Source organism: Planomonospora sp. ID82291 (assembly GCF_015711645.1).
Lineage (GTDB): Bacteria > Actinomycetota > Actinomycetes > Streptosporangiales > Streptosporangiaceae > Planomonospora.
Window position 1 is genome coordinate 2410426 of the sequence record NZ_JABTEX010000001.1, and the last position, 20197, is coordinate 2430622.

The window sequence follows — 20197 nt, forward strand, 5'->3', positions numbered from 1 at the left end:
GTGGACCCAGACCAGCCCGAACCGCGGCGGGAACCGGGGGAGCCGAGGCCGCCGGAGGAGCCGAGGCCGCCGCATCCGGACGTGCCGGACGCGCCGGAGGTGCCGGAGCCGTTCCGGGTCGAGCCGGACCCCGCCGAGGGCCCCTCCATCGGGGCGGGCGCCTCGGGACCGTCGCGGTACGAGCCGCCGACCCCTCCTCCGGGGCTCTCCCCGGTCCCGTCCCAGGCCACCGAGCCGGTGGGCGAGGACCTCCCGCCGGGGACGCCGCCCCTGCCGGGCCGGCCGCCGGCGCCCGGCGACCCCTACGGTGGTCCGTCCGCCGGGGGGACCGGTGGTCCGTACGGCGGTCCGCCGCCGGGGACGTCCGGCGGCGCACACCCGTACACCCCCTCCGCTCCGCCGTCGGGCGGATCTCCATATGAGGCGCCGCCCGCGGGCGGGCCGTACTCCTCCGCCCCGCCGGGCTCGCCGCAGGCGTCCTGGCCGGGCGGTCCCACATATCCGGGAGGCCCGGCGCGGTATCCGGCGCCTCCCCCCGATGTCCGGGTCACGGCCGGGCGGGGCGGGGGCATCGGCACCGCCGCGCTCGTGTTCGGCGTCGTCAGCCTCTTCCTGCTGTTCGCCTGCGGGCTGGGGACGCTGACGGCGGTCGTGGGCCTGATCGTCGGTTTCGTCGCGGTCGCCAAGGACTCCAACCGGGGCCGCGCCTGGGTGGGCATCGGTCTGAGCGTCCTCACACTGATCGCGGCCGCGGCGTTCGTCGCCTGGTTCTTCAGCCGGGCGGGCGTCTGCATGGATCTGCCCCCGGGGGCCCGGGAGCGCTGCCTGGAGGAGAGGTTCGGGGTGCGCTTCGACGTGCCCTGAACCCGGGGATCCCGCGGAGGGGTGCCCCGACCGGGGCGAGGCGTCCGGGGCCGTGGGCTCCGGACGTCGGCGGGCGGGCGCCCGCCCGCCGACGCGCCCGGGCGACCGCCAGGCGGCCACGGCAGGTGGGCGGTGAGACCGGTTCAGGTGACCGGCGGGTGGCCGCGACCGGCAGGCGGGCGGTGAGACCGGTTCAGGCGACCGGCAGGTGGGCGGTGAGATCGGCCCGTGCCCCGCTCGCCGAGACCCGGCCCGCCGCCGTCGCGTCGGCCCACGTCAACCGGCCGGTGGCCAGCTCCAGCCAGGTCCGGGCGTCCGTCTCCACCACGTTCGGCGGGGTGCCCCGGGTGTGCCGGGGGCCCTCCACGCACTGCACGGCCGCGTACGGCGGGACCCGCACCTCGACGGTCCGCCCCGGGGCCGCGGCGGCGAGCCGGTCCAGCAGGTGCCGTACGGCCAGCCGCGCGGCCTCCCGCTCCGGCCGGATCCCCCGCTCGTAGGCGCGCAGGACCGCCGCCGCGCACGCGCCCAGCAGGGCGCCGAGATCCTCCGGCCCGTCGTAGGACGGCTCGTCCAGGGCGGCCAGTTGGGCGTCCAGCGCGGTGCGGACCCTCTCGGGGTCGGGCTTGTGAGGTGGCACGCCCCCATCATGCCCGCCCTCCCCGACGATCCGGCCCGTCAGTCCGCCCTTCCGGTCCGGCTCGCCGGTCGGTCCGCCCTTCCGGTCCGGCTCGCCGGTCGGTCCGCCCCGATGATCCGGCGGGGCGGCGGGGGCGGCGGGGCCGTCCGGTCGCAGGTCGATCGGTCGCAGGTCGATCGGACATCGACGACGAACGGTTCATCACTCGGGCAAACCACGTTCACCTCGGGTTCGGCCGGCACCCGTAGCGTCCCCGCTCGGAAACGCCTGTGCACAATCTTGGAGGCCCCTGTGGCGAACCCGTCGCCGCGCCGAACGCTCCCGCTGCTCAGCACCCCGCACAAGAGCGGGCGCTCTGCGCTGACCTGCGAATTCCGCTGCGGCAACGCCTGCGCGCACGATGTCCCGAACACCGGCGACAACACGTACTTCGGCGACGTGGTCACCTCGGTCCTGTCCCGCCGCGGAATGCTCCGGGCGGGGGCGCTCGGCGCCGTCGCGGTCGGGGCGGGCGCGCTCGGCGTGGCGGGAGCCGTACCCGCCGCCGCCGACCCCGGGGCGGAGGTCCAGGGTCTCGGCCACGGGAACGGCCATGGGAACGGCGGGCGGGGCGGCCTGCGCTTCGCGGCCGTCGCGCCGAACCGGGAGGACCGCGTCACGGTCCCCGACGGCTACGCGTCGGCCGCCGTCGTGCGCTGGGGCGACCCCGTCCTGCCCGACGCCCCGGCGTTCGACTACGAGAACCAGACCGCCGAGGCGCAGGCCAAGCAGTTCGGCTACAACTGCGACTTCGTGACGTTCTTCCCGATGGGCGGCCGCCGCGGCCTGCTCTGGGTGAACCACGAGTACTCCGACGAGGCGCTCATGTTCCGCGGCTACACCGGCGGGACCGCCGCGACCGAGGAGCAGATCAAGATCGCCATGGCCGCGCACGGCGGCTCGGTGGTCGAGATCGAGCGGGTGGGGAACACCGGCCAGTGGAGGCTGGTCACCCGGGGCCGCCGCCGCTACAACCGGCGGATCACCGCGCAGACCCCCATGCGGTTCACCGGCCCGGCCGCGGGCAGCGACCTGCTGAAGACCGCCGCCGACCCGTCCGGCACCGCCGTCCTCGGCATGCTGAACAACTGCGCGGGCGGCACCACCCCGTGGGGCACCGTGCTGACCGCCGAGGAGAACTTCAACCAGTACTTCGTGCTGGGCAGCGGCGCCCCCGAGGACCAGAAGGCCGGCCTCAAGCGGTACGGCATCGACATCGCCTCGACCACCCCGGGCGGGCGCCGCTTCGACCGGGTCGAGGAGCGCTTCGACCTGTCCAAGCACCCGCACGAGGCCAACCGCTTCGGCTGGATCGTGGAGATCGACCCGTTCGATCCCGACTCCACCCCGGTCAAGCGCACCGCCCTGGGCCGCTTCGCCCACGAGGGCGCCACCACCACCCTCGCCAGGGACGGCCGCCTCGTCGCCTACATGGGTGACGACTCCCGCTTCGAGTACGTCTACAAGTTCGTCTCCAAGAAGCGCTACATCCCCGGCTTCGACCGCCACAACCGCACCCTGCTCGACGAGGGCACGCTGTACGTCGCGAAGTTCACCGGCGACAGCCCCGCCGAGATCGACGGCTCCGGCAGGCTCCCCGCCGACGGCGGGTTCGACGGTTCGGGCGAGTGGCTCCCGCTGGTCACCGGGAACGTCTCGCACGTGCCGGGCATGACCGCCGCGGAGGTCCTGGTCTTCACCCGCCTGGCCGCCGACAAGGCCGGGGCGACCAAGATGGACCGCCCCGAGGACATCGAGCGCAACCCCGTCACCGGCGGCGTCTACCTGGCGCTGACCAACAACTCCAACCGGACCCCGGCGCAGGTGGACGAGGCCAACCCGCGTCCCGCCAACAAGCACGGCCACGTGCTGGAGATCACCGAGCGCCGCAACGACGCCGCGGCCACGACCTTCGCCTGGTCGCTCCCGCTGGTCTGCGGCGACCCGGCCGACGCCTCGACGTACTTCGCCGGGTTCGACAAGGGCAGGGTCTCGCCGATCTCCTGCCCGGACAACGTCACCTTCGACCGCGACGGCAACCTGTGGATCTCCACGGACGGCAACGCGCTCGGCTCCAACGACGGCCTGTTCGTCATGCCGGTCACCGGCCCCGAGCGCGGGTACCTGCGCCAGTTCCTCAGTGTGCCGATCGGCGCGGAGACCTGCGGCCCGTTCGTCACCGAGGACCAGCGCAGCGTCTTCGTCGCGGTGCAGCACCCGGGCGAGATCGACGGCGCCTCGCCCGAGGCCCCCGCCAGCCACTGGCCCGACGGCGGCGAGAGCCAGCCCCGCCCGTCGGTGGCCGTGGCCTGGCACACCCGGGGCAAGAAGATCGGCTCCTGACGCCGGGCGGCCTCCCGGCGCGGTCGGTCCCCGGTGGAGGGTCGGTCCCCGGTGGAGGGTCGGTCCCGGCCGGGTAGGCGGGCGCCTCGCCGTTATCCCACGGGGTACGGCGGGGCGCCCGTCCCGGTCTCCGCCGGGGCCGCCTGCGGCCGCGCGGTCAGCCCTCCCCGGCGGCCGGATCCCGGCGCGGTCCGGCCAGGGCGGCCAGCAGGGCGCCGGTCAGGGCGACGGCGAACAGCACGCCGTACGTCTGCCGGAAGCCGTCCATGAGCTGCTGCACGGCGACCGGGGAGACGCGGGAGAGCGTGCCCGCGTAGACCTGGTCGCGCAGCCGCGGGCTGACCGAGCCGGTGAGCACGCTCAGCGTGACGGCGACGCTGAGCACGATCCCCACATTCATGATCATGAGCCGGAAGCCGTTCACCACGCCGAGGCTCCCCGGCGGCAGGGCCTGCATGACCTGGGTGGTGTTCCCGGTGAGGAACGTCCCGCTGCCGCAGCCGCACAGGAACAGCCCCGCGCCGATCACCCAGTACGGCGTGGCGGGCGCGGTGTTGAGCAGCAGGACCCCCAGTCCGGAGGCGCTGAACAGGCAGCCGCCGACGGAGAGCGCGTAGGGGGAGATCCGGCGGCCGAGGGCGCCCGCGAGCGGGGAGGCGAGGGCCATGCCGACCGGGACCGGGAGCACGCCCAGGGCGGCGGTGACCGCGTCGACGCCCCGGGCCGCCTGGAAGTAGAGGGCGACCAGCAGGATCAGCGCCGAGCGGGCCAGCGCGTTGCAGAACGAGGCGAGGTTGGCGAAGGCCAGCACGCGTGCGCCGAACAGGCGCACGTCGAGCACCGGGTGGGCGGCGCGGCGCTCCACGACGACGAGGACCGGGACCAGCAGCACCGCCACCAGCGCGCCGGTGATCACGACCGGGCTGCCCGGACCGCGCGAACCGGCTTCGGAGAGGGCGATGAGCGCGGCGGACAGCAGCGCGAAGACCACCAGGTTGCCCGGGGCGTCGACCGTCTCGCGGGGTGCGCGGGGGTCGCGGCCGGCCTTGCGCAGGATGAACGCGCCCCAGCCGAAGGCGATCAGCCCGGCCGGCACGTTCACCCAGAAGATCCACTGCCAGCCGGCCGTCTCGGCGATCAGGCCGCCCACGGTGGGGCCGGCGAGCTGGGCGACCGAGAGCGTGCCGACGTAGACGCCCATGCCCTGGCTGAGCCGGTCGGGTGGGAAGGCGTCGGTGATGATCACGGTCCCGTTGGCCAGGATCATCGCCGCGCCGACCGCCTGGACCACCCGCATCGCGATCAGGAACCAGACGCCGGGGGAGAGCCCCGCGAGCAGCGAGGCGGCGGTGAACAGGGCGAATCCGGCGAGGTAGACCTCCCGGCGGCCGAGGAGGTCGGCGACCCTGCCGAAGAACACCAGGGTCGCCGTGTTGACGAGCATGAACGAGAGCAGGATCCAGCCGGAGGCGAAGGCGTCGGCCCGGAAGTGCCGGACCACCGCGGGGAGGGCGACGTTCAGGGTGCTTCCGGAGACGCCGATCAGCACCAGTCCGAGGCTGGTGACCGAGCAGACGCGCCAGGCGTAGCGGAGCCGGGCGGAGTATTCGGGCGAGCCGGGCAGGTCCTGGGGGATCGCGACCATACCGATCAGTCTGACGCACGCGGTGCGCCCGATTTGTCTGGGGTCGTGCGGCCGGTCACCGCGCGCGCCGGCGCAGCCCCTCCATGTCGTGGATGATCACGCGGCGGCGGCCGGTCTCGATCAGGCCCCGGTCCCGGAGCGAGCGCAGGGCCTTGCTGACCGCCTCGCGGGAGGAGCCGGTCCACCCGGCCAGCTCGTCCTGGGAGAGCGGCAGCGCCACCCGCACCCCGCCGGCCGCCGGCTCGCCGTACCGGTCGGCCAGCTCCAGGAGGCGGGTGGCGACCCGGCCGGCGGTGTCGAACGCGCCGTACTCGATCCGCTTGCGGTCGGCGTCGCGCATCCGGCCGGTCACTATCTGCAGGAGCAGGACCGCCACCCGGCCGTGCGCGCGGAGGAAGGCCGTGAAGTCACGGACGACGATCCCCTCGACCGGCTCCAGCGCGGTCACCGTGGCCGACCTCGGCAGGCCGTCGATGACCGAGAACTCGCCGAGCAGCGCGCCGGTTCCCCGTACGGCCAGCACGACCTCGGTGCCGGAGGCGGTGTGCGAGGAGACCTTGACCCGGCCGGACGTCAGCACGAGCACCCAGTCGGCCGCGTCGCCCTCGGTCATCAGCGTCGTGCCCCGGTCCCACCGCCGGGGCCGTCCGGCCGCGCGCAGCCCGGCGGCCTCCTCGGGGGTGAGGAGGGAGAGGAACTCACCGGGCTCGGACACGGACGCGGCGGGGGGTGCGGACGGATTCACGGGGGCCTCCTCGGAAAGGGGTGCGGGTGGCATGGGACGGCGGGCCGGTACGGCGCGCGGCGCGGCCGTACCGGTGCCCGGACACCCCGTCCCGGCCGGATCAGGTCAGTCCGGACAGGACGTAGGCGTGCACGGGATGCTCCTTGCCCTTGAGGCTCAGCCCGCCCAGCGGCTGGACCTTCGCCCCGGGACCGATCCGGTCGAGCGTGCTCTGGCCGATCACGACGGTACCGGGTTCGGCCACGCCCTCCAGCCGGGCGGCCACGTTCACGCAGTCGCCCATCGCGTTGAACCCGCGCAGCTGGGGGCTGCCGATGTTGCCGACCAGCGCGGGCCCGGTGTTGATCCCGATCCTGAACCGGGGGTAGCCGGGCGTCCCGGTGGCGATCTCCTCGGCGGCCTCCTGCATGGCCAGCGCCGCCCGGGCCGCGGCCTCGGCGTGGTCGGGCTGCCGGGCCGGGGCGTTGAACAGCGCCAGCATCGCGTCGCCGACGAACTGCACGATCGTGCCGCCGTTGGCGAGCACGATCGGCACGGCCGCGCCGTGGTAGCGGTTCAGCATGTCCACGATCTCCCCGGGGGCGACCCGTTCGGAGAAGCTCGTGAAGCCCTTCAGGTCGGCGAAGAGCGCGGTCAGCTCGACCAGCTCGCCGCCCAGCTCGGCCCGGCGGGGGTCGGCCAGCAGCGCCTGCGCCACGTCCGGGGACATGTAGTTGCGGAAGAGCCCCTCCAGCTCCTGGTAGAGCCGGGCGTTCTCCAGGGAGATCGAGAGCTGCGCGGCCAGGGTCGCCGCGAGCGCCTCGTCCTGCGGAGTGCGGCCCACCGGGACCGTCAGCGCCCCGGCGAGGCGGCCCTTGACGGTCAGCGGGTGCAGGACCGCGTCACCGCGCCGGACCGGCCCGCCGCCGGGGAAGTCCCGGTCGGTGTAGGCGGCGGAGCCGACCGTGACCCGCCCGTCCGCGACCAGGCTGATGCGCACGTCGCCGTAGGCCTGCCGGACCCGCTCCATCGCATGGGAGAGCAGCTCCCCCTCGGGCAGGCCCACCCGGGCCCGGTTGCCCAGGTCCACCAGGGCGGCCAGCCGTTCGGACAGCTCGCGCTCGGTGGCCAGCGCCTCGCCCGCCCGGTCGAGCACGGCGGCCTGCGCCTCGGTGAGCCCGAACCTGCCCGCGAGCCGGGTCGCGACCGGGACCCCGGCGCCGGTCCCGCCGCCCGCACCGCCGTCCCCCCGGCCGTCCTCGCGGCGGCGCAGGTGGGCGACGAGCTCCTCCAGCGCCTGGGTGTACTCGCCGCGCATCCTGCGGACGGTCGCGTTGAGCGCGACCGCGTCGAACAGCCCGGCGCCGGAGCCCTCGCGGCGGAACTGCAGGTGGGCGCTGTAGGCGACGAAGGCGAAGGCGAGGGTGAGCAGCACGTGCCAGAGCCACCAGGACAGGTGCCAGTTGTGGTGGGACATCCCCGCGACCACCGTCTCGGCGAGCAGGGCATAGGCGGTGACCAGGCTGATCAGCATCGCCGCCGGGCGCCTGCGGTGCAGCCGGAACACCATCACCGCGGCGGCGCCGTACAGGGCGACGGCGAGCAGTTCGGCCCCGCCGAGGTCCGCGCCGTGCGCGGGCGGCCTGGTGCTCAGCGGGGTGAGGCCCGGCACCAGGCAGGCCGCCGCCCAGCCGACGACCAGTACGGCGAGGCCGCCGCGCAGCAGGTTGCGCGACCGGAGCACGGCGCCGGCCGCCCGCTCGCCCAGCGGCAGCGCCGAGGCGAACGCGAAGGCGGCGGAGATCATGAGGCCGACCGGGTGGGACAGGTCGAACCCGTGGCTCGGGCCGTCGAGGACGACCTTCGGGGTGGTCAGTCCGTGCACGGAGAAGAAGCCCGCACTGCTCAGGAAGACCAGCGAGACCAGGAGCAGCCGGGCGTCCGCGCGCCGGGTGGAGGACCGGCTGACCAGCGCGCCCAGGACCAGGCTGATCCCGGCCACGGCGTTGATCAGCCAGAAGTGGGCGGGGTTGTCCTGCCATCGGGCGTTGAGATGGGGCTGGGCGAGCAGCAGCCAGAGCCCGAGCATCGGCAGGGCCAGGTGCAGCACCCAGACCACCGCGCGGACCGGCTGGGTCGCCGGAGGGAGGTACGGCTCGGGCCCGGCGCTGCCGGCGTCCGGCGCGGCCGTCGAGTGGTTCGTCGGCACAGGGGCCTCCGTGTTCGTCGGGGGTCCGGTGACCCCCTGTCGCGTCCGCCCCGCCCGCGGGCGGGTTCCCCCGAACGCCCCGATTATCCCGGCACACCGCCGTCGCCGCCAACGCCTTTCCTTCCTCGGAAATCTCCGCTCGGTCCTCGCCGGTAAGCGTCCGTACCGGATGTGACCGGCGGCCCGCGGTCCGGCGCCGGATGAATGTCATCGTCCGCCGGAAATGAGAAGGTGGACGGGCGAGGCATTCGTGGAAAGAGCTGAGATGAGCGGAGGTGCGCCGTAAAGTGACAACGGATTCGGAGGGGGACGAGATGACCGCTGAAGTGCTGCCTTCCTGGTTCTATCCGCCGGCCGACGGCTGGGTCGCGGAGGATCTGGACCGGCTCCCCCCCGAAGCGCCGCGCCGCCTCGAACTCGTCGATGGAGCCCTCATCGTGATGTCCCCGCAGACCAAGTTCCACATGAGGGTCATCGACAACCTCACCCGGGTGCTGCGGTCCTCGGCACCGGAAGGGCTCGACGTGGTGCGCGAGATGACGGTCACGCTGGGACGGCGTCAGCGGCCGGAGCCGGATGTCATGGTCGTCCGGGAACCCTCCGGGGCGGGACTGGAGCGCACGACCTACCGGCCCGAGGAGGTCGTCCTCGCGGTCGAGGTGGTCTCACCCGACTCGGAGGAGCGCGACCGGAGGGTCAAGCCGGAGCGGTACGCGCAGGCCGGTATCCGTCACTTCTGGCGGATCGAGAACGAGAACAGCCGCCCTGCCGTGCACGTGTACGAGCTGGACGACACCACCGGTGCCTACGTGCCGATCGGCATCGAGCGGGAGAAGCTCCGGCTCGCGGTGCCCTTTCCCATCACCGTCACGATGCGGGAACTGCTCTCCTGATCTCTTCGGCGCGCTCACGGGCGTCGTCCGGCGGGACACGGCGGAGGGGTACGGCTCGCGCGAGCCGTACCCCTCCGCCGTGCGTGGATCAGCCGAAGAGCGCCGGGAGCGCGCCGGTGTGGGTCTCCCGGAGCTCGGCGACCGGGATGTCCAGGACGCCCTCCACGACCAGCGCGGCGCCGCCGGTGGTGCCCAGGCCGTAGCAGGGCACCTCGTGGGCGGCGCAGAGCTCGGCGAAGGCCCCGAAGGACTCCGGCCGGACGGTCACCAGGGCCCGGGAGGCCGACTCGCTGAACAGGTCGACGAACGCGTCGTCGCCGGTGAGCGAGACCGTGCAGCCGACGCCCTGGGCCAGGCACGCCTCGGCCAGCGCGATGGCCAGGCCGCCGTCGGACAGGTCGTGGGAGCCGGTGAGCAGGCCCCGCGAGGCCGCCTCGGTGAGCACCCGCCCCAGAGCGCGCTCGGCCTCCAGGTCCACCGCGGGCGGGAGGCCGCCCAGGTGGCCGTGGGCGACGTGCGCCCACTCCGAGCCGCCGAACTCCGCGCCGGTCTCGCCGAGCAGGACGACCTTGTCGCCGTTGCCGGTGAAGCCGCTGCGCACCCGCTTGGCCACGTCCTCGATCACGCCCAGCACGCCCACGACCGGGGTCGGGTGGATCGCGGTGGAGCCCGTCTGGTTGTAGAACGAGACGTTGCCGCCGGTGACCGGGACGCCCAGGGTCTTGCAGGCGTCGGCCAGGCCGCGCACGGCCTCGGAGAACTGCCACATGACCTCGGGGTCCTCGGGAGAGCCGAAGTTGAGGCAGTTGGTGACCGCGAGCGGGACGGCGCCGGTCACGGCGACGTTCCGGTAGGCCTCGGCCAGGGCGAGCTGGGCCCCGGCGTAGGGGTCCAGCCGGGCGTAGCGGCCGTTGCCGTCGGTGGCCAGCGCGATGCCCCGGGTGGTCTCCTCGGCGCCGGGCATGACCTCGCTGATCCGGAGCATCCCGGCGTCGGCGGGCTGGGCCAGCACGGTGTTGCCCCGGACGTACCGGTCGTACTGGGAGGTCACCCACTCCTTGGAGGCCAGGTTCGGCGAGCCGAGCAGCTGCAGCAGCGCGGCGCGCAGGTCCTCGGGGCGCGGCAGGTCCGCGGGCGAGGCGGCGTTCAGCGCGGCCTGCCCGGCCGGCTCGTGGAAGGGCCGCTCGTAGACCGGGCCCTCGTCGGCCGCGGTGCCCGGCGGGATGTCCACGATGGTCTCGCCGTGCCAGGTCATGACCAGGCGGCCGGAGTCGGTGACCTCGCCGATCACGGTCGCGGGGATGTCCCACTTGGCGCAGATCGCCATGAAGGCGTCGATGTCGTCGGGGGCGACGACCGCCATCATGCGCTCCTGCGACTCGCTCATCAGGATCTCCTCGGGCCGCAGCGACGGGTCGCGCAGCGGGACGAGGTCCAGCCGGACGTCCATGCCGCCGGTGCCCTTGGCCGCGAGCTCGGTGGTGGCGCAGGAGACGCCGGCCGCGCCGAGGTCCTGGATGCCGACGACCACGTCGGCCTGGTAGAGCTCCAGGCAGCACTCGATCAGCAGCTTCTCCATGAACGGGTCGCCGACCTGCACGCTGGGGCGCTTGGCGTGGGACTCGTCCTCGAAGGTGGCGCTGGCCAGCACCGACGCGCCGCCGATGCCGTCGGGGCCGGTCAGCGCGCCGAAGAGCACGACCTTGTTGCCCGCGCCCGGCGCGATGGCCAGCTTGATCTGGTCCTTGCGGAGCAGACCGACGCACAGGGCGTTGACCAGCGGGTTGCCGAGGTAGCAGGGGTCGAAGACGACCTCGCCGCCGATGTTGGGCAGGCCCAGGCAGTTGCCGTAGTGGCTGATGCCCTCGACCACGCCGGGCAGCACCCGGCGGGTGTCGGCCGCCTCGGCGCCGCCGAAGCGCAGCGCGTCCATGACCGCGATCGGCCGGGCGCCCATCGACATGATGTCGCGGACGATGCCGCCGACGCCGGTGGCCGCGCCCTGGTGCGGCTCGACGTAGGACGGGTGGTTGTGCGACTCGATCTTGAAGGTGGCCGCCCAGCCGTCGCCGATGTCCACGACGCCGGCGTTCTCGCCCATGCCGACCAGGAGCGCGTCGGACTGCGGCGCCTTGGTGCCGAACTGCCGCAGGTGCACCTTGGAGGACTTGTAGGAGCAGTGCTCGCTCCACATGACGCTGTAGATGGCCAGCTCGGAACCGGTCGGCCGGCGGCCGAGGATCTCCTTGACCCGGTCGTACTCGTCGGGCTTCATGCCCAGCTCGGCGTACGGCTGGCGCTCGTCGGGGGTGTCCGCGGCGCGCTTGACGGTGTCGAGGTTCACGCGTTCACCAGCTTCTTGAGGATCGAGGTGAAGAAGGCGCGGCCGTCCGTGCTCGGGGCGCCGGTCAGGTCCTCGACGGCGTGCTCGGGGTGGGGCATCAGGCCGACGATGTTGCCCGCCTCGTTGCGGATGCCGGCGATGTCGTTCAGGGAGCCGTTGGGGTTGCCCCCGGTGTAGCGGAAGACGACCTGGCCGCCGGCCTCGATCGCCGCGAGGGTCGCCGGGTCGGCGACGTAGCGGCCCTCGCCGTGCTTGATCGGCAGCACGATCTCCTGGCCCTCGGTGAAGTCCGAGGTCCAGGGGGTGGCGGTGGTCTCGACCCGGATGCCCTGGTCGCGGCAGACATAGTGAAGCCCGGCGTTGCGCATCAGCGCGCCGGGCAGCAGGTGGGCCTCGCAGAGGATCTGGAAGCCGTTGCAGGTCCCCAGGACGGGGAGTCCGGCCCTGGCGGCGGGGATCAGCTCCTCCATCAGCGGGGCGAACCTGGAGATCGCCCCGCACCGGAGGTAGTCCCCGTAGGAGAACCCGCCGGGCAGGAAGACCGCGTCCACCCCCTTGAGGTCGGGGTCGGCGTGCCACAGCGGGACGGCTTCGCCGCCCGCATGGCGCACGGCACGGGCCGCGTCCTGATCGTCAAGAGTCCCGGGAAAAGTGACGACGCCCACGCGGGCAGCACTCATGGCAGCGTTCCCCTCCACAAACGAGCGCCGCGCCGACGTCTCACACATCGGACGGCGGTCTGCGGCGGTGCGCCCAGGCTATCCGCTCTGCGGGGAGAGCTCACAACGAGGTGGACGGCCCGCCCCCCGGACCCGGCGGCGACCGGCCCGGGGGCGGGACTCCGATCATGGGATCCGCGGCGCCGCGGCGGGCGGGCGCGGCCGGACGGCGGTCAGACGGCGGCCAGCTCACGGCGGCGGGCGGGCGCGGGGTCGTCGTAGCGGTGGAGCCGCTTGCGCAGGTGCACGGTGGTGCCCCGGCCGGGGGCGATGTCGAAGGAGATCTCGTCCACCACGGACTGCATGATCAGGATGCCGCGGCCGTTCTCGATGTCGCTCGGCGGGTAGTGCTCCGGCATCCGGACCAGACCGCGGCCCCGGTCGGTGATGCGGACGTCGCAGCGGTCGGAGCCGATGGCGGTCTCGACCTCGTAGCGGTTGTCCGGGCCGCCGTGGCGCACGGCGTTGGTGCACGCCTCGGTGACCGCGAGCAGGATGTCGGAGACGCAGCTCCTGGTCACGCCGCGGAAGGCCAGGGAGTCGCCGATGATCCTGCGGACCATCGGGATGCCGACGGCCTCTCTTGGCAGAGCCAATGCGAACTCGAAATCCACCGGATCCCTCCCGGGCCAGACGTCACCCAGTGAAGGTTTCCCTCGGGAATCCGGGCTAACCGCAAAATAACTGTGATGTTATCCACTGTTAGTCAGGACGTGGTGTGGGATGCCCCCAGGGGTGAATTTAACCGGCATAGAGGGATTCTGCTGACGATATCCGGCTATTTACTCTTCGATGGTGACCGTGTAGTCCTCGATCACGGTGTTGGCCAGCAGGGTCTCGGCCATCTTGCGGACGTCCGAAAGGGCGGCCTCGTCGGCCGGGCCGTCGAGCTCCACCTCGAACCGCTTGCCCTGCCGTACCGCGGAGACGCCGGAGAAGCCGAGCCGGGGGAGCGCCCGGGCGATGGCCTGCCCCTGGGCGTCGAGAATCTCGGGCTTCAGCATGACGTCGACGATGACGCGCGCCACGGTGTTCCTCCAGGGTGCAGCGGGGTCGGTTGGGCGCCTCAAGCGTAACGGTCCCCGACCGCGGCCCGTCGCCGGGTCCGTTCCGGGTCCGTTCCGGATTCGTCGCCGGGTCCGTTCCGGATTCGTCCCGGGTCCGTTCCGGGTCCGCACGGGTGCGGAGAGGGCCGGAGGGGAACGGGGACCGTATGGACGGCGGAGCAGGTCTTGCGCGCGGGTATGTGACGTCTGCCACGATGTCCCCAAGCGCCGACGAACCGCCATCAACCGGATCCGACGCGTCGCCAACCGGCCGGACGCGAGCGGTGACCCCGCTCGGACGGCCCCGAGCACACAGGAGCGGCACGTGACAGCCGACGCCTCTCGCGGTGCGCAGGCACCCCCCGAGCTCGTCCAGTTGCTGACCCCCGAGGGCGAGCGGGTCGAACACCCCGACTACGCCATCGACCTGACGCCCGAGGAGATCCGCGGCCTCTACCGCGACCTGGTCCTGGTGCGCCGGATCGACCTGGAGGCCGTCGCCCTGCAGCGCCAGGGCGAACTGGGCCTGTGGGCCTCGCTGCTCGGTCAGGAGGCCGCGCAGATCGGCTCCGGCCGGGCCCTGACGGACGCGGACATGGCGTTCCCGACCTACCGCGAGCACGGCGTGGCCTGGTGCCGCGGCGTCGACCCGGTCAACCTCCTCGGCCTGTTCCGGGGGGTCAACCACGGCGGCTGGGACCCCGCCGAGCACAACTTCCACCTCTACACGATCGTGATCGGCAGCCAGACCCTGCACGCGGTCGGCTACGCGATGGGCATGCAGCGCGACGGGGCCGTCGGTGAGGACGGCGCGGCCTCGATCGTCTACTTCGGCGACGGCGCCACCTCCCAGGGCGACGTGAACGAGGCGTTCATCTGGGCGTCGGTGTTCAACGCGCCGGTGGTGTTCTTCTGCCAGAACAACCAGTGGGCCATCTCCGAGCCGCTGGAGAAGCAGACCCGCATCCCGCTCTACCGCCGGGCCAGCGGGTTCGGCTTCCCCGGCGTCCGGGTGGACGGCAACGACGTGCTCGCCTGCCTGGCGGTCACCCGCAAGGCGCTGGCCGACGCCCGCTCCGGGCAGGGGCCGGTGCTGATCGAGGCCTACACCTACCGGATGGGCGCGCACACCACCTCCGACGACCCGACCCGCTACCGGGTGGCCGACGAACTGGAGGCGTGGAAGCTCAAGGACCCGATCGAGCGGGTCAAGGCCTACCTCGTCCGCAACCGGCTCGCCGACCAGGCGTTCTTCGAGGGGGTCGACGCCGAGGCCGACGCGCTCGGCAAGGACGTGCGCAGGCGCTGCCTGGAGATGCCCGACCCCGGGCCGATGGAGATGTTCGAGCACGTCTACGCCGAGTCGCACGGCCTGGTCGAGGCCGAGCGCGCCGAGTTCTCCGCCTACCTCGCCGGATTCGAGACCGAGGGGGTCGAGGGATGACGACGCTCACCATGGCCAAGGCCCTGAACGAGGGCATGCGCAAGGCGATGGAGGACGACCCCAAGGTCCTCGTCATGGGCGAGGACGTGGGCAAGCTCGGCGGCGTGTTCCGCGTCACCGACGGCCTGCAGAAGGACTTCGGCGAGCAGCGGGTCATCGACACCCCGCTGGCCGAGTCCGGCATCATCGGCACGGCCATCGGCCTGGCGCTCCGCGGCTACCGGCCGGTGTGCGAGATCCAGTTCGACGGGTTCGTCTTCCCCGCCGCCGACCAGATCATCACCCAGCTCGCCAAGATGCCGATGCGCTCGCTGGGCAAGCTCAGGCTCCCCGTCGTGGTCCGCATCCCCTGCGGCGGCGGCATCGGCGCGGTGGAGCACCACAGCGAGTCCCCCGAGGCGTACTTCACGCACACCGCGGGCCTGCGCGTGGTGACCTGCTCCAACCCGGCGGACGCCTACGCGATGATCCAGCAGGCGATCCGGTGCGACGACCCGGTCGTCTTCTTCGAGCCCAAGCGCCGCTACTGGGACAAGGCCGAGGTCGACACCTCCGGTTCGGCGGACTGGCTCCCCCTCGACCGGGCCCGTGTCGTGCGGTCCGGCGCGGACGCCACGCTGCTGGCCTACGGGCCGATGGTGAAGACCTGCCTGGAGGTCGCCGCGGCGGCCCAGGAGGACGGCCGCTCGCTGGAAGTGGTGGACCTGCGTTCGCTCAACCCGCTGGACCTGCCCGCGGTCGTGGAGTCGGTACGGCGCACCGGGCGGTGCGTCGTGGTGCACGAGGCGCCCGTCTTCAGCGGGTACGGCGCCGAACTGGCCGCCCGGGTCACCGAGGAGTGCTTCTACCACCTGGAGGCGCCGGTGCTGCGCGTGGGCGGGCCGTCCACGCCGTACCCGCCCTCCCGGCTGGAGGACCACTACCTGCCGGATCTGGACCGGGTCCTCGACGCGGTCGACCGCGCGTTCGCGTTCTGAGAGGGGGAGACGGTGAAGGAGTTCAAGCTCCCCGACGTGGGCGAGGGCCTGACCGAGGCGGAGATCGTCCGCTGGCACGTGAAGGCCGGCGACCCGGTCGAGGTGAACCAGACCATCGTGGAGATCGAGACCGCCAAGGCGGTCGTCGAGCTGCCCTGCCCGTTCGAGGGCGTGGTGGCCGCCCTGCTGGTGGAGGAGGGCGAGACCGTCGACGTGGGCAGGCCGATCATCGCGGTCGACGACGGCTCCGCGGACCCGGCCCCGCCGCCCCCGGCGGCGGCGGCCCCCGGGGACCGGGAGGCGCTGGCCGACGACCTGGTCCCCGCCGTGCCCGCCGTTCCCGAGGAGGCGGGCCGGAACGGGACCGCCGCGGGCGGCGGGGAGAAGCGCCGGCCCGTGCTGGTCGGCTACGGCGTCAAACCGGGCGCGGCCAAACGCCGCCCCCGCAGGCAGCCGCCCGCCGCCTCGGGCCCGCAGGGCGCCGCGCCGGGCGCCGTGCCGGACCGGTCGGCCGCCGTGCCGGGTCCGCAGGCCGCGGTGCCGGGCGGCGTGCCGGGCCCGGCGTCCGTCGCGACCGGTCCGCAGGCCGCGGCGGGACGCGCGGCGGTGCTGGCCAAGCCCCCGGTGCGCAAGCTCGCCAAGGACCTCGGGATCGACCTGGCCGCGCTCACCGGGACCGGGCCGCAGGGCTCGATCACCCGGGAGGACGTGCACGCCGCGGCGGCCGCGCCGGTACGGCCGGCGGCGCGGGCCGGGACGGCGGACGAGGAGCGGATCCCCGTCAGGGGCGTGCGCAAGGCGACCGCCCAGGCCATGGTGGCCTCGGCGTTCACCGCCCCGCACGTCACCGAGTTCCTCCAGGTGGACGTGACCGGGACCATGGAGGCGGTCGCGCGGCTGCGCGCCCTCGACGACTTCGCCGGGGTCAAGGTCTCGCCGCTGCTCCTGGTCGCCAAGGCGCTGCTCGTCGCGGTCCGTCGCCACCCGATGGTCAACTCGGCGTGGGACGAGGCGGCGCAGGAGATCGTGGTCAAGCACCGGGTGAACCTGGGCATCGCCGCCGCGACCCCCCGCGGCCTGCTCGTGCCCAACGTCAAGGACGCCCAGTCCCTGTCGCTGCCGGAGCTGGCGGCGGCCCTGACGGAGCTGGCCGAGACCGCGCGGGCCGGTCGCACCCGGCCGGCGGACATGGCGGGCGGCACGATCACGATCACCAACGTGGGCGTGTTCGGGGTGGACGCCGGGACGCCGATCCTCAACCCGGGCGAGTCCGCGATCCTGGCCCTCGGCCAGGTCAGGGACATGCCGTGGGTGGTGGACGGGCAGATCGCGGTGCGCAAGGTGTGCACGCTCGCGCTCTCCTTCGACCACCGGGTGGTGGACGGCGAGCTCGGCTCCCTGTTCCTGCGCGACGTCGGGGCCATGCTCCAGGACCCGCTGCGCATGCTCGCCTGGGGCTGAGGCCGTACGGCCGCCGGGCCGGGACCGGACCAGCACCGGAGGACCGGGACCGGCACCATAAGCCGGAGCCGGCACCATAAGCCGGAGCCGGAGCCGGAGCCGGCACCATAAGCCGGAGCCGGAGCCGGGCGGCCGGAGACCGGCGGGGCCCGCCGTGCACCGGCGGGGCCCGCCGTGCACCGGCGGGGCCCGCCGTGCACCGGCGGGGCCCGCCGTGCACCGGTGGGGCCCGCCGTACGCTGGCGGGCATCCGAACCGCGAGGGAGACAGGACCGACCATGTTCCGCCACATCGTGCTGCTCGCCTGGACCGAGGACGCCACCGACGAGCAGAAGGCCGCCGTGGCGGCCGGACTGGGCAGGCTGCCGGCCCTGATCCCGCAGCTGCGCTCCTACGTGATCGGCCCCGACGCGGGGGTGAGTCCCGGCAACCACGACTTCGCGGTGGTCGCGGACTTCGACAGCGCCGAGGACTACGCCGTCTACCGGGACCACCCCGAGCACCAGGCCGTGATCGCCGAGCGGATCAAGCCGATCCTGGCCTCCCGCGCCGCCGTGCAGTACCACGTCTAGACCGCCGGCCGGATCCGGCCCCCGGCGGAGGCGAGCAGCGCCTTGTCCGCGGCGGTCGGGCCGGAGGAGCCGAGCCACACGGGCACGCCCAGCGCCCCGGCGACCGCCTCCGGCCAGTCGTCGACCCCGTCGGCGTAGTGCGGCCGGGCCCGCGCCAGCCGGGCGGTGAGCCGGGCCTGGCCCTCCAGGTCGCCCCGGCGGCCCTGCGGCAGCTCGCCGATGTCGTAGGAGTCGCACATCCGCGAGACCGGCGCGTCCAGGTGGGTGAGGGCCAGGGCGTCCGCCCCGCCCGCCGCCGACAGCGCGTAGCGGTGCGCGACGGCGTCGAAGTGCCCGGTCCGGAACGGGCCCTGCCAGCGGCCGTCCCGGTTGTGCGGCTCGGGCAGGCGCAGTTCCGGGTCCTCGGTGACCAGCGGGCCCGGCCCGTGCCGGGTCGTGTAGGTGCGCAGCACGCCGAGCCGTACGGCCGGGGCCCCGTCGAGCAGCGCCAGCGCGTTGCCGAAGGTCGTCGTGCTCCAGGTCGTGTAGGGGTGGAAGCCGTGCCACTCGTCGAGCAGCACCCCCTGGGCGCCCTCGAAGACGACGGGCCGCCGGCGCAGCAGGCCGGTGACGTGGGAGGGGTCGACCAGGGCGACCCGCTCGGCGAACGCCCGGTAGGCCGCCACGCAGTCGGCGACCGGCGGTCCGCCGACGCCGAGCCGCTCGCGCAGCGCCTCCAGCTTGCGGGTCAGCGCCCACGGCCGCTCGCAGTCGCCGGCCTTGGGGGCCATGAAGGGGTGCTCCAGCGCGTAGGCCATCGCCTCGCCGACGCCCATCCCGCAGGACCCGTGCCGGTCCGCGCCGCGGGCGAGCTCGCGGGCCCGCCCGGCCGCCACGTGGTACGGCGTGGCGAGCAGGGCCTCCCGGTCGACGGTGAGCAGGCCGTAGGGGTCCGGGACGCCGATCCGGCGCAGGTGGTCGGCCTCGGCGGTGAGCGCGAAGGGGTCCACCACGGTGTACCGGGACAGGTGGGTCGGCACGCCGCGCAGAGTCCCCGACCCGAACTGGGAGAACGTGTGGTGCCGCCCGTCGGGCAGCACCACGTTGTGCCCCGCCTGGGCGCCTCCGTTGAACCTGACCACCGCCGAGACGTCGCCGCGGGCGCAGAGCCAGTCGACGACGGTGCCCTTGCCGGCGTCGCCGTACCCGAGGTCGACGACGATCACGTGGTCCTTCACAGCCGGGTCACCCCGCTGCCGCCGCCGAAGGCGGAGGGGTCGTCCGGGCCGTGCGGACGGAGCGCGCCGCCCGCGCCGCGGGGGCCCGAGGGACCGCCGGGACCGAGCGCGCCGCGCGGGCCGGGGGACACGCCGAGGGCCGGGGAGTCCACCACCGCCGCGTTCCGCTCCAGACCGGCCAGCGCCCGGGAGACCGGTCCCTGCGCGGTGGAGCCGAACTCGGCCAGGTCCGCCAGCCCCTCGTCGAGGCCGACCGCGTCCTCGCCCAGCCCGACGGTGAGCGCGATGGTCTCGCAGACCGCGTCCAGGTCGTCCAGCTCCAGCACGTTCTGCCCGAGCAGCCTGCGCCAGGCGGTCAGCACGTGGCCGTTGCGGGCGTGGCTCGCCCCGGCGGGGAGGATGAAGTAGACGTCGTACATCCGGGTCAGCTCGGCGACGACGTCCTCGGTGGGGATGTCCCGCCGCAGCCGGTCGCCGATCACCCCGGCGACCTCGCGCCGCTTGACCGCCGGGTACGGCAGCTCGTCGCCGATGATGAACAGGTAGCCCCGGCGGCCCCGCTTCTCGTAGCAGTCGATCGAGGTGTGCCGGGCCATGAAGTACATCGCCAGCTCGTAGGACTCGGTCATCTGGCCGCCGCCCCCGCCCTCCAGCAGGACCTTGCCGAGGTGCTCGTCCATCCGGTTGTCGGACTCGAACTGGGCGACCTGCAGCGGCGCCCGGTCGCAGGTGGCGTCGCCGATCGCGCCGAACAGGATCTGCGGGTCGGTGGCGTAGCCCTTGCGCAGCAGCAGGCCGAGCAGGTCGGGCAGCCGGGTCTGCAGGGTGCGCGGCACGCCGCCCATCGAGCCGGTCACGTCGAAGAGCACGGCCACCGCCAGGGAGGCGGGGTGCTCGGACGAGTCGCGGCTCTCCCGGGCGGCCACGCCGTGCGGGTTCAGGTCGTCGTGCACGGTGCGCGCGCCGGAGTCGCTGTAGGCGAAGGCGCTGGCGCCCTTGGCCGCCCGGAGGCGGGAGGCGGCGGAGTAGACGTCGGTGGACCAGATTCCGCTTCCCATGG

The 20197-nt window shown here is 73.8% G+C and carries 17 protein-coding genes; 7 read left to right on the forward strand and 10 right to left on the reverse strand.

Annotated elements, in window-relative coordinates; genetic code table 11:
• Nucleotides 1-81: 81 nt before the first annotated feature.
• Nucleotides 82-864 carry a DUF4190 domain-containing protein gene (locus HS045_RS10865; RefSeq protein ID WP_196450934.1) on the forward strand — a complete coding sequence of 261 codons (783 nt, stop codon included), beginning with the start codon at nt 82-84 and terminating at the stop codon, nt 862-864.
• 193 nt (nt 865-1057) lie between these two features.
• Here the strand turns inward: HS045_RS10865 and HS045_RS10870 are convergent, their stop codons facing one another.
• Complete coding sequence (locus tag HS045_RS10870; RefSeq protein ID WP_196450935.1) at nt 1058-1504, reverse strand: sterol carrier family protein; 447 nt, start codon at nt 1502-1504, stop codon at nt 1058-1060.
• Between the two features lie 291 nt (nt 1505-1795).
• Here HS045_RS10870 and HS045_RS10875 point away from each other — a divergent pair, with 291 nt between their 5' ends.
• A complete protein-coding gene (locus tag HS045_RS10875; RefSeq protein ID WP_307827452.1) occupies nt 1796-3886 on the forward strand; it encodes a PhoX family phosphatase in 2091 nt (696 codons plus the stop codon).
• A gap of 157 nt (nt 3887-4043) precedes the next feature.
• Here HS045_RS10875 and HS045_RS10880 read toward each other — a convergent pair whose 3' ends face one another.
• From HS045_RS10880 to HS045_RS36105, 3 genes are all read right to left on the reverse strand, one after another.
• A complete protein-coding gene (locus HS045_RS10880) occupies nt 4044-5531 on the reverse strand; it encodes an MFS transporter (protein WP_196450937.1) in 1488 nt (495 codons plus the stop codon).
• Between the two features lie 55 nt (nt 5532-5586).
• Nucleotides 5587-6276, reverse strand: a complete 690-nt coding sequence (locus HS045_RS10885; protein WP_307827453.1) for a Crp/Fnr family transcriptional regulator — start codon at nt 6274-6276, stop codon at nt 5587-5589.
• Nucleotides 6277-6376: 100 nt separating this feature from the next.
• Complete coding sequence (locus tag HS045_RS36105; RefSeq protein ID WP_307827454.1) at nt 6377-8464, reverse strand: adenylate/guanylate cyclase domain-containing protein; 2088 nt, start codon at nt 8462-8464, stop codon at nt 6377-6379.
• A 314-nt stretch (nt 8465-8778) separates the two neighbouring features.
• On the opposite strand from HS045_RS36105, the gene HS045_RS10895 reads away from it, so the two are divergent.
• Nucleotides 8779-9357, forward strand: a complete 579-nt coding sequence (locus HS045_RS10895; RefSeq protein WP_196450939.1) for a Uma2 family endonuclease — start codon at nt 8779-8781, stop codon at nt 9355-9357.
• Between the two features lie 88 nt (nt 9358-9445).
• Here HS045_RS10895 and purL read toward each other — a convergent pair whose 3' ends face one another.
• The 4 genes from purL to purS all read right to left on the reverse strand — a co-directional run bounded on the left by purL (nt 9446) and on the right by purS (nt 13448).
• Nucleotides 9446-11701: a phosphoribosylformylglycinamidine synthase subunit PurL gene (gene purL, locus HS045_RS10900; protein WP_196450940.1), complete on the reverse strand. Its 2256-nt coding sequence runs from the start codon at nt 11699-11701 to the stop codon at nt 9446-9448.
• Nucleotides 11698-12381 carry a phosphoribosylformylglycinamidine synthase subunit PurQ gene (gene purQ / locus HS045_RS10905; protein ID WP_196450941.1) on the reverse strand — a complete coding sequence of 228 codons (684 nt, stop codon included), beginning with the start codon at nt 12379-12381 and terminating at the stop codon, nt 11698-11700. Before purQ ends, purL begins: the two co-directional genes overlap by 4 nt.
• Nucleotides 12382-12593: 212 nt before the next feature.
• Nucleotides 12594-13034, reverse strand: a complete 441-nt coding sequence (locus HS045_RS10910; RefSeq protein WP_196450942.1) for an ATP-binding protein — start codon at nt 13032-13034, stop codon at nt 12594-12596.
• Nucleotides 13035-13202: 168 nt separating this feature from the next.
• Nucleotides 13203-13448: a phosphoribosylformylglycinamidine synthase subunit PurS gene (gene purS, locus HS045_RS10915; RefSeq protein WP_196450943.1), complete on the reverse strand. Its 246-nt coding sequence runs from the start codon at nt 13446-13448 to the stop codon at nt 13203-13205.
• 343 nt (nt 13449-13791) lie between these two features.
• Here purS and pdhA point away from each other — a divergent pair, with 343 nt between their 5' ends.
• From pdhA to HS045_RS10935, 4 genes are all read left to right on the forward strand, one after another.
• Entirely contained in the window at nt 13792-14910 is a 1119-nt protein-coding gene (pdhA, locus tag HS045_RS10920) for a pyruvate dehydrogenase (acetyl-transferring) E1 component subunit alpha (protein ID WP_196450944.1), read from the forward strand.
• On the forward strand, nt 14907-15887 hold the full coding sequence (locus HS045_RS10925; protein ID WP_196450945.1) for an alpha-ketoacid dehydrogenase subunit beta: 981 nt from the start codon (nt 14907-14909) through the stop codon (nt 15885-15887). Before pdhA ends, HS045_RS10925 begins: the two co-directional genes overlap by 4 nt.
• A 12-nt stretch (nt 15888-15899) precedes the next feature.
• Nucleotides 15900-17348 carry a dihydrolipoamide acetyltransferase family protein gene (locus tag HS045_RS10930; RefSeq protein WP_196450946.1) on the forward strand — a complete coding sequence of 483 codons (1449 nt, stop codon included), beginning with the start codon at nt 15900-15902 and terminating at the stop codon, nt 17346-17348.
• Between the two features lie 278 nt (nt 17349-17626).
• Complete coding sequence (locus tag HS045_RS10935; protein ID WP_196450947.1) at nt 17627-17920, forward strand: Dabb family protein; 294 nt, start codon at nt 17627-17629, stop codon at nt 17918-17920.
• On the opposite strand, the gene HS045_RS10940 is transcribed toward HS045_RS10935, so the two are convergent.
• Both HS045_RS10940 and HS045_RS10945 read right to left on the reverse strand, forming a co-directional pair.
• Nucleotides 17917-19137: an adenylosuccinate synthetase gene (locus HS045_RS10940; RefSeq protein ID WP_196450948.1), complete on the reverse strand. Its 1221-nt coding sequence runs from the start codon at nt 19135-19137 to the stop codon at nt 17917-17919. The genes HS045_RS10935 and HS045_RS10940 overlap by 4 nt on opposite strands.
• Entirely contained in the window at nt 19134-20195 is a 1062-nt protein-coding gene (locus tag HS045_RS10945) for a hypothetical protein (protein ID WP_230883526.1), read from the reverse strand. Before HS045_RS10945 ends, HS045_RS10940 begins: the two co-directional genes overlap by 4 nt.
• Nucleotides 20196-20197 lie beyond the last annotated feature (2 nt).

What these genes read in the sequence shown, in the direction of transcription:
- HS045_RS10880 (WP_196450937.1), bottom strand. Translation starts at nt 5,531, where the DNA reads ATGGTCGCGATCCCCCAGGACCTGCCCGGCTCGCCCGAATACTCCGCC.
- HS045_RS10895 (WP_196450939.1), top strand. Translation starts at nt 8,779, where the DNA reads ATGACCGCTGAAGTGCTGCCTTCCTGGTTCTATCCGCCGGCCGACGGC.
- purQ (WP_196450941.1), bottom strand. Translation starts at nt 12,381, where the DNA reads ATGAGTGCTGCCCGCGTGGGCGTCGTCACTTTTCCCGGGACTCTTGAC.
- HS045_RS10925 (WP_196450945.1), top strand. Translation starts at nt 14,907, where the DNA reads ATGACGACGCTCACCATGGCCAAGGCCCTGAACGAGGGCATGCGCAAG.
- HS045_RS10935 (WP_196450947.1), top strand. Translation starts at nt 17,627, where the DNA reads ATGTTCCGCCACATCGTGCTGCTCGCCTGGACCGAGGACGCCACCGAC.
- HS045_RS10945 (WP_230883526.1), bottom strand. Translation starts at nt 20,195, where the DNA reads ATGGGAAGCGGAATCTGGTCCACCGACGTCTACTCCGCCGCCTCCCGC.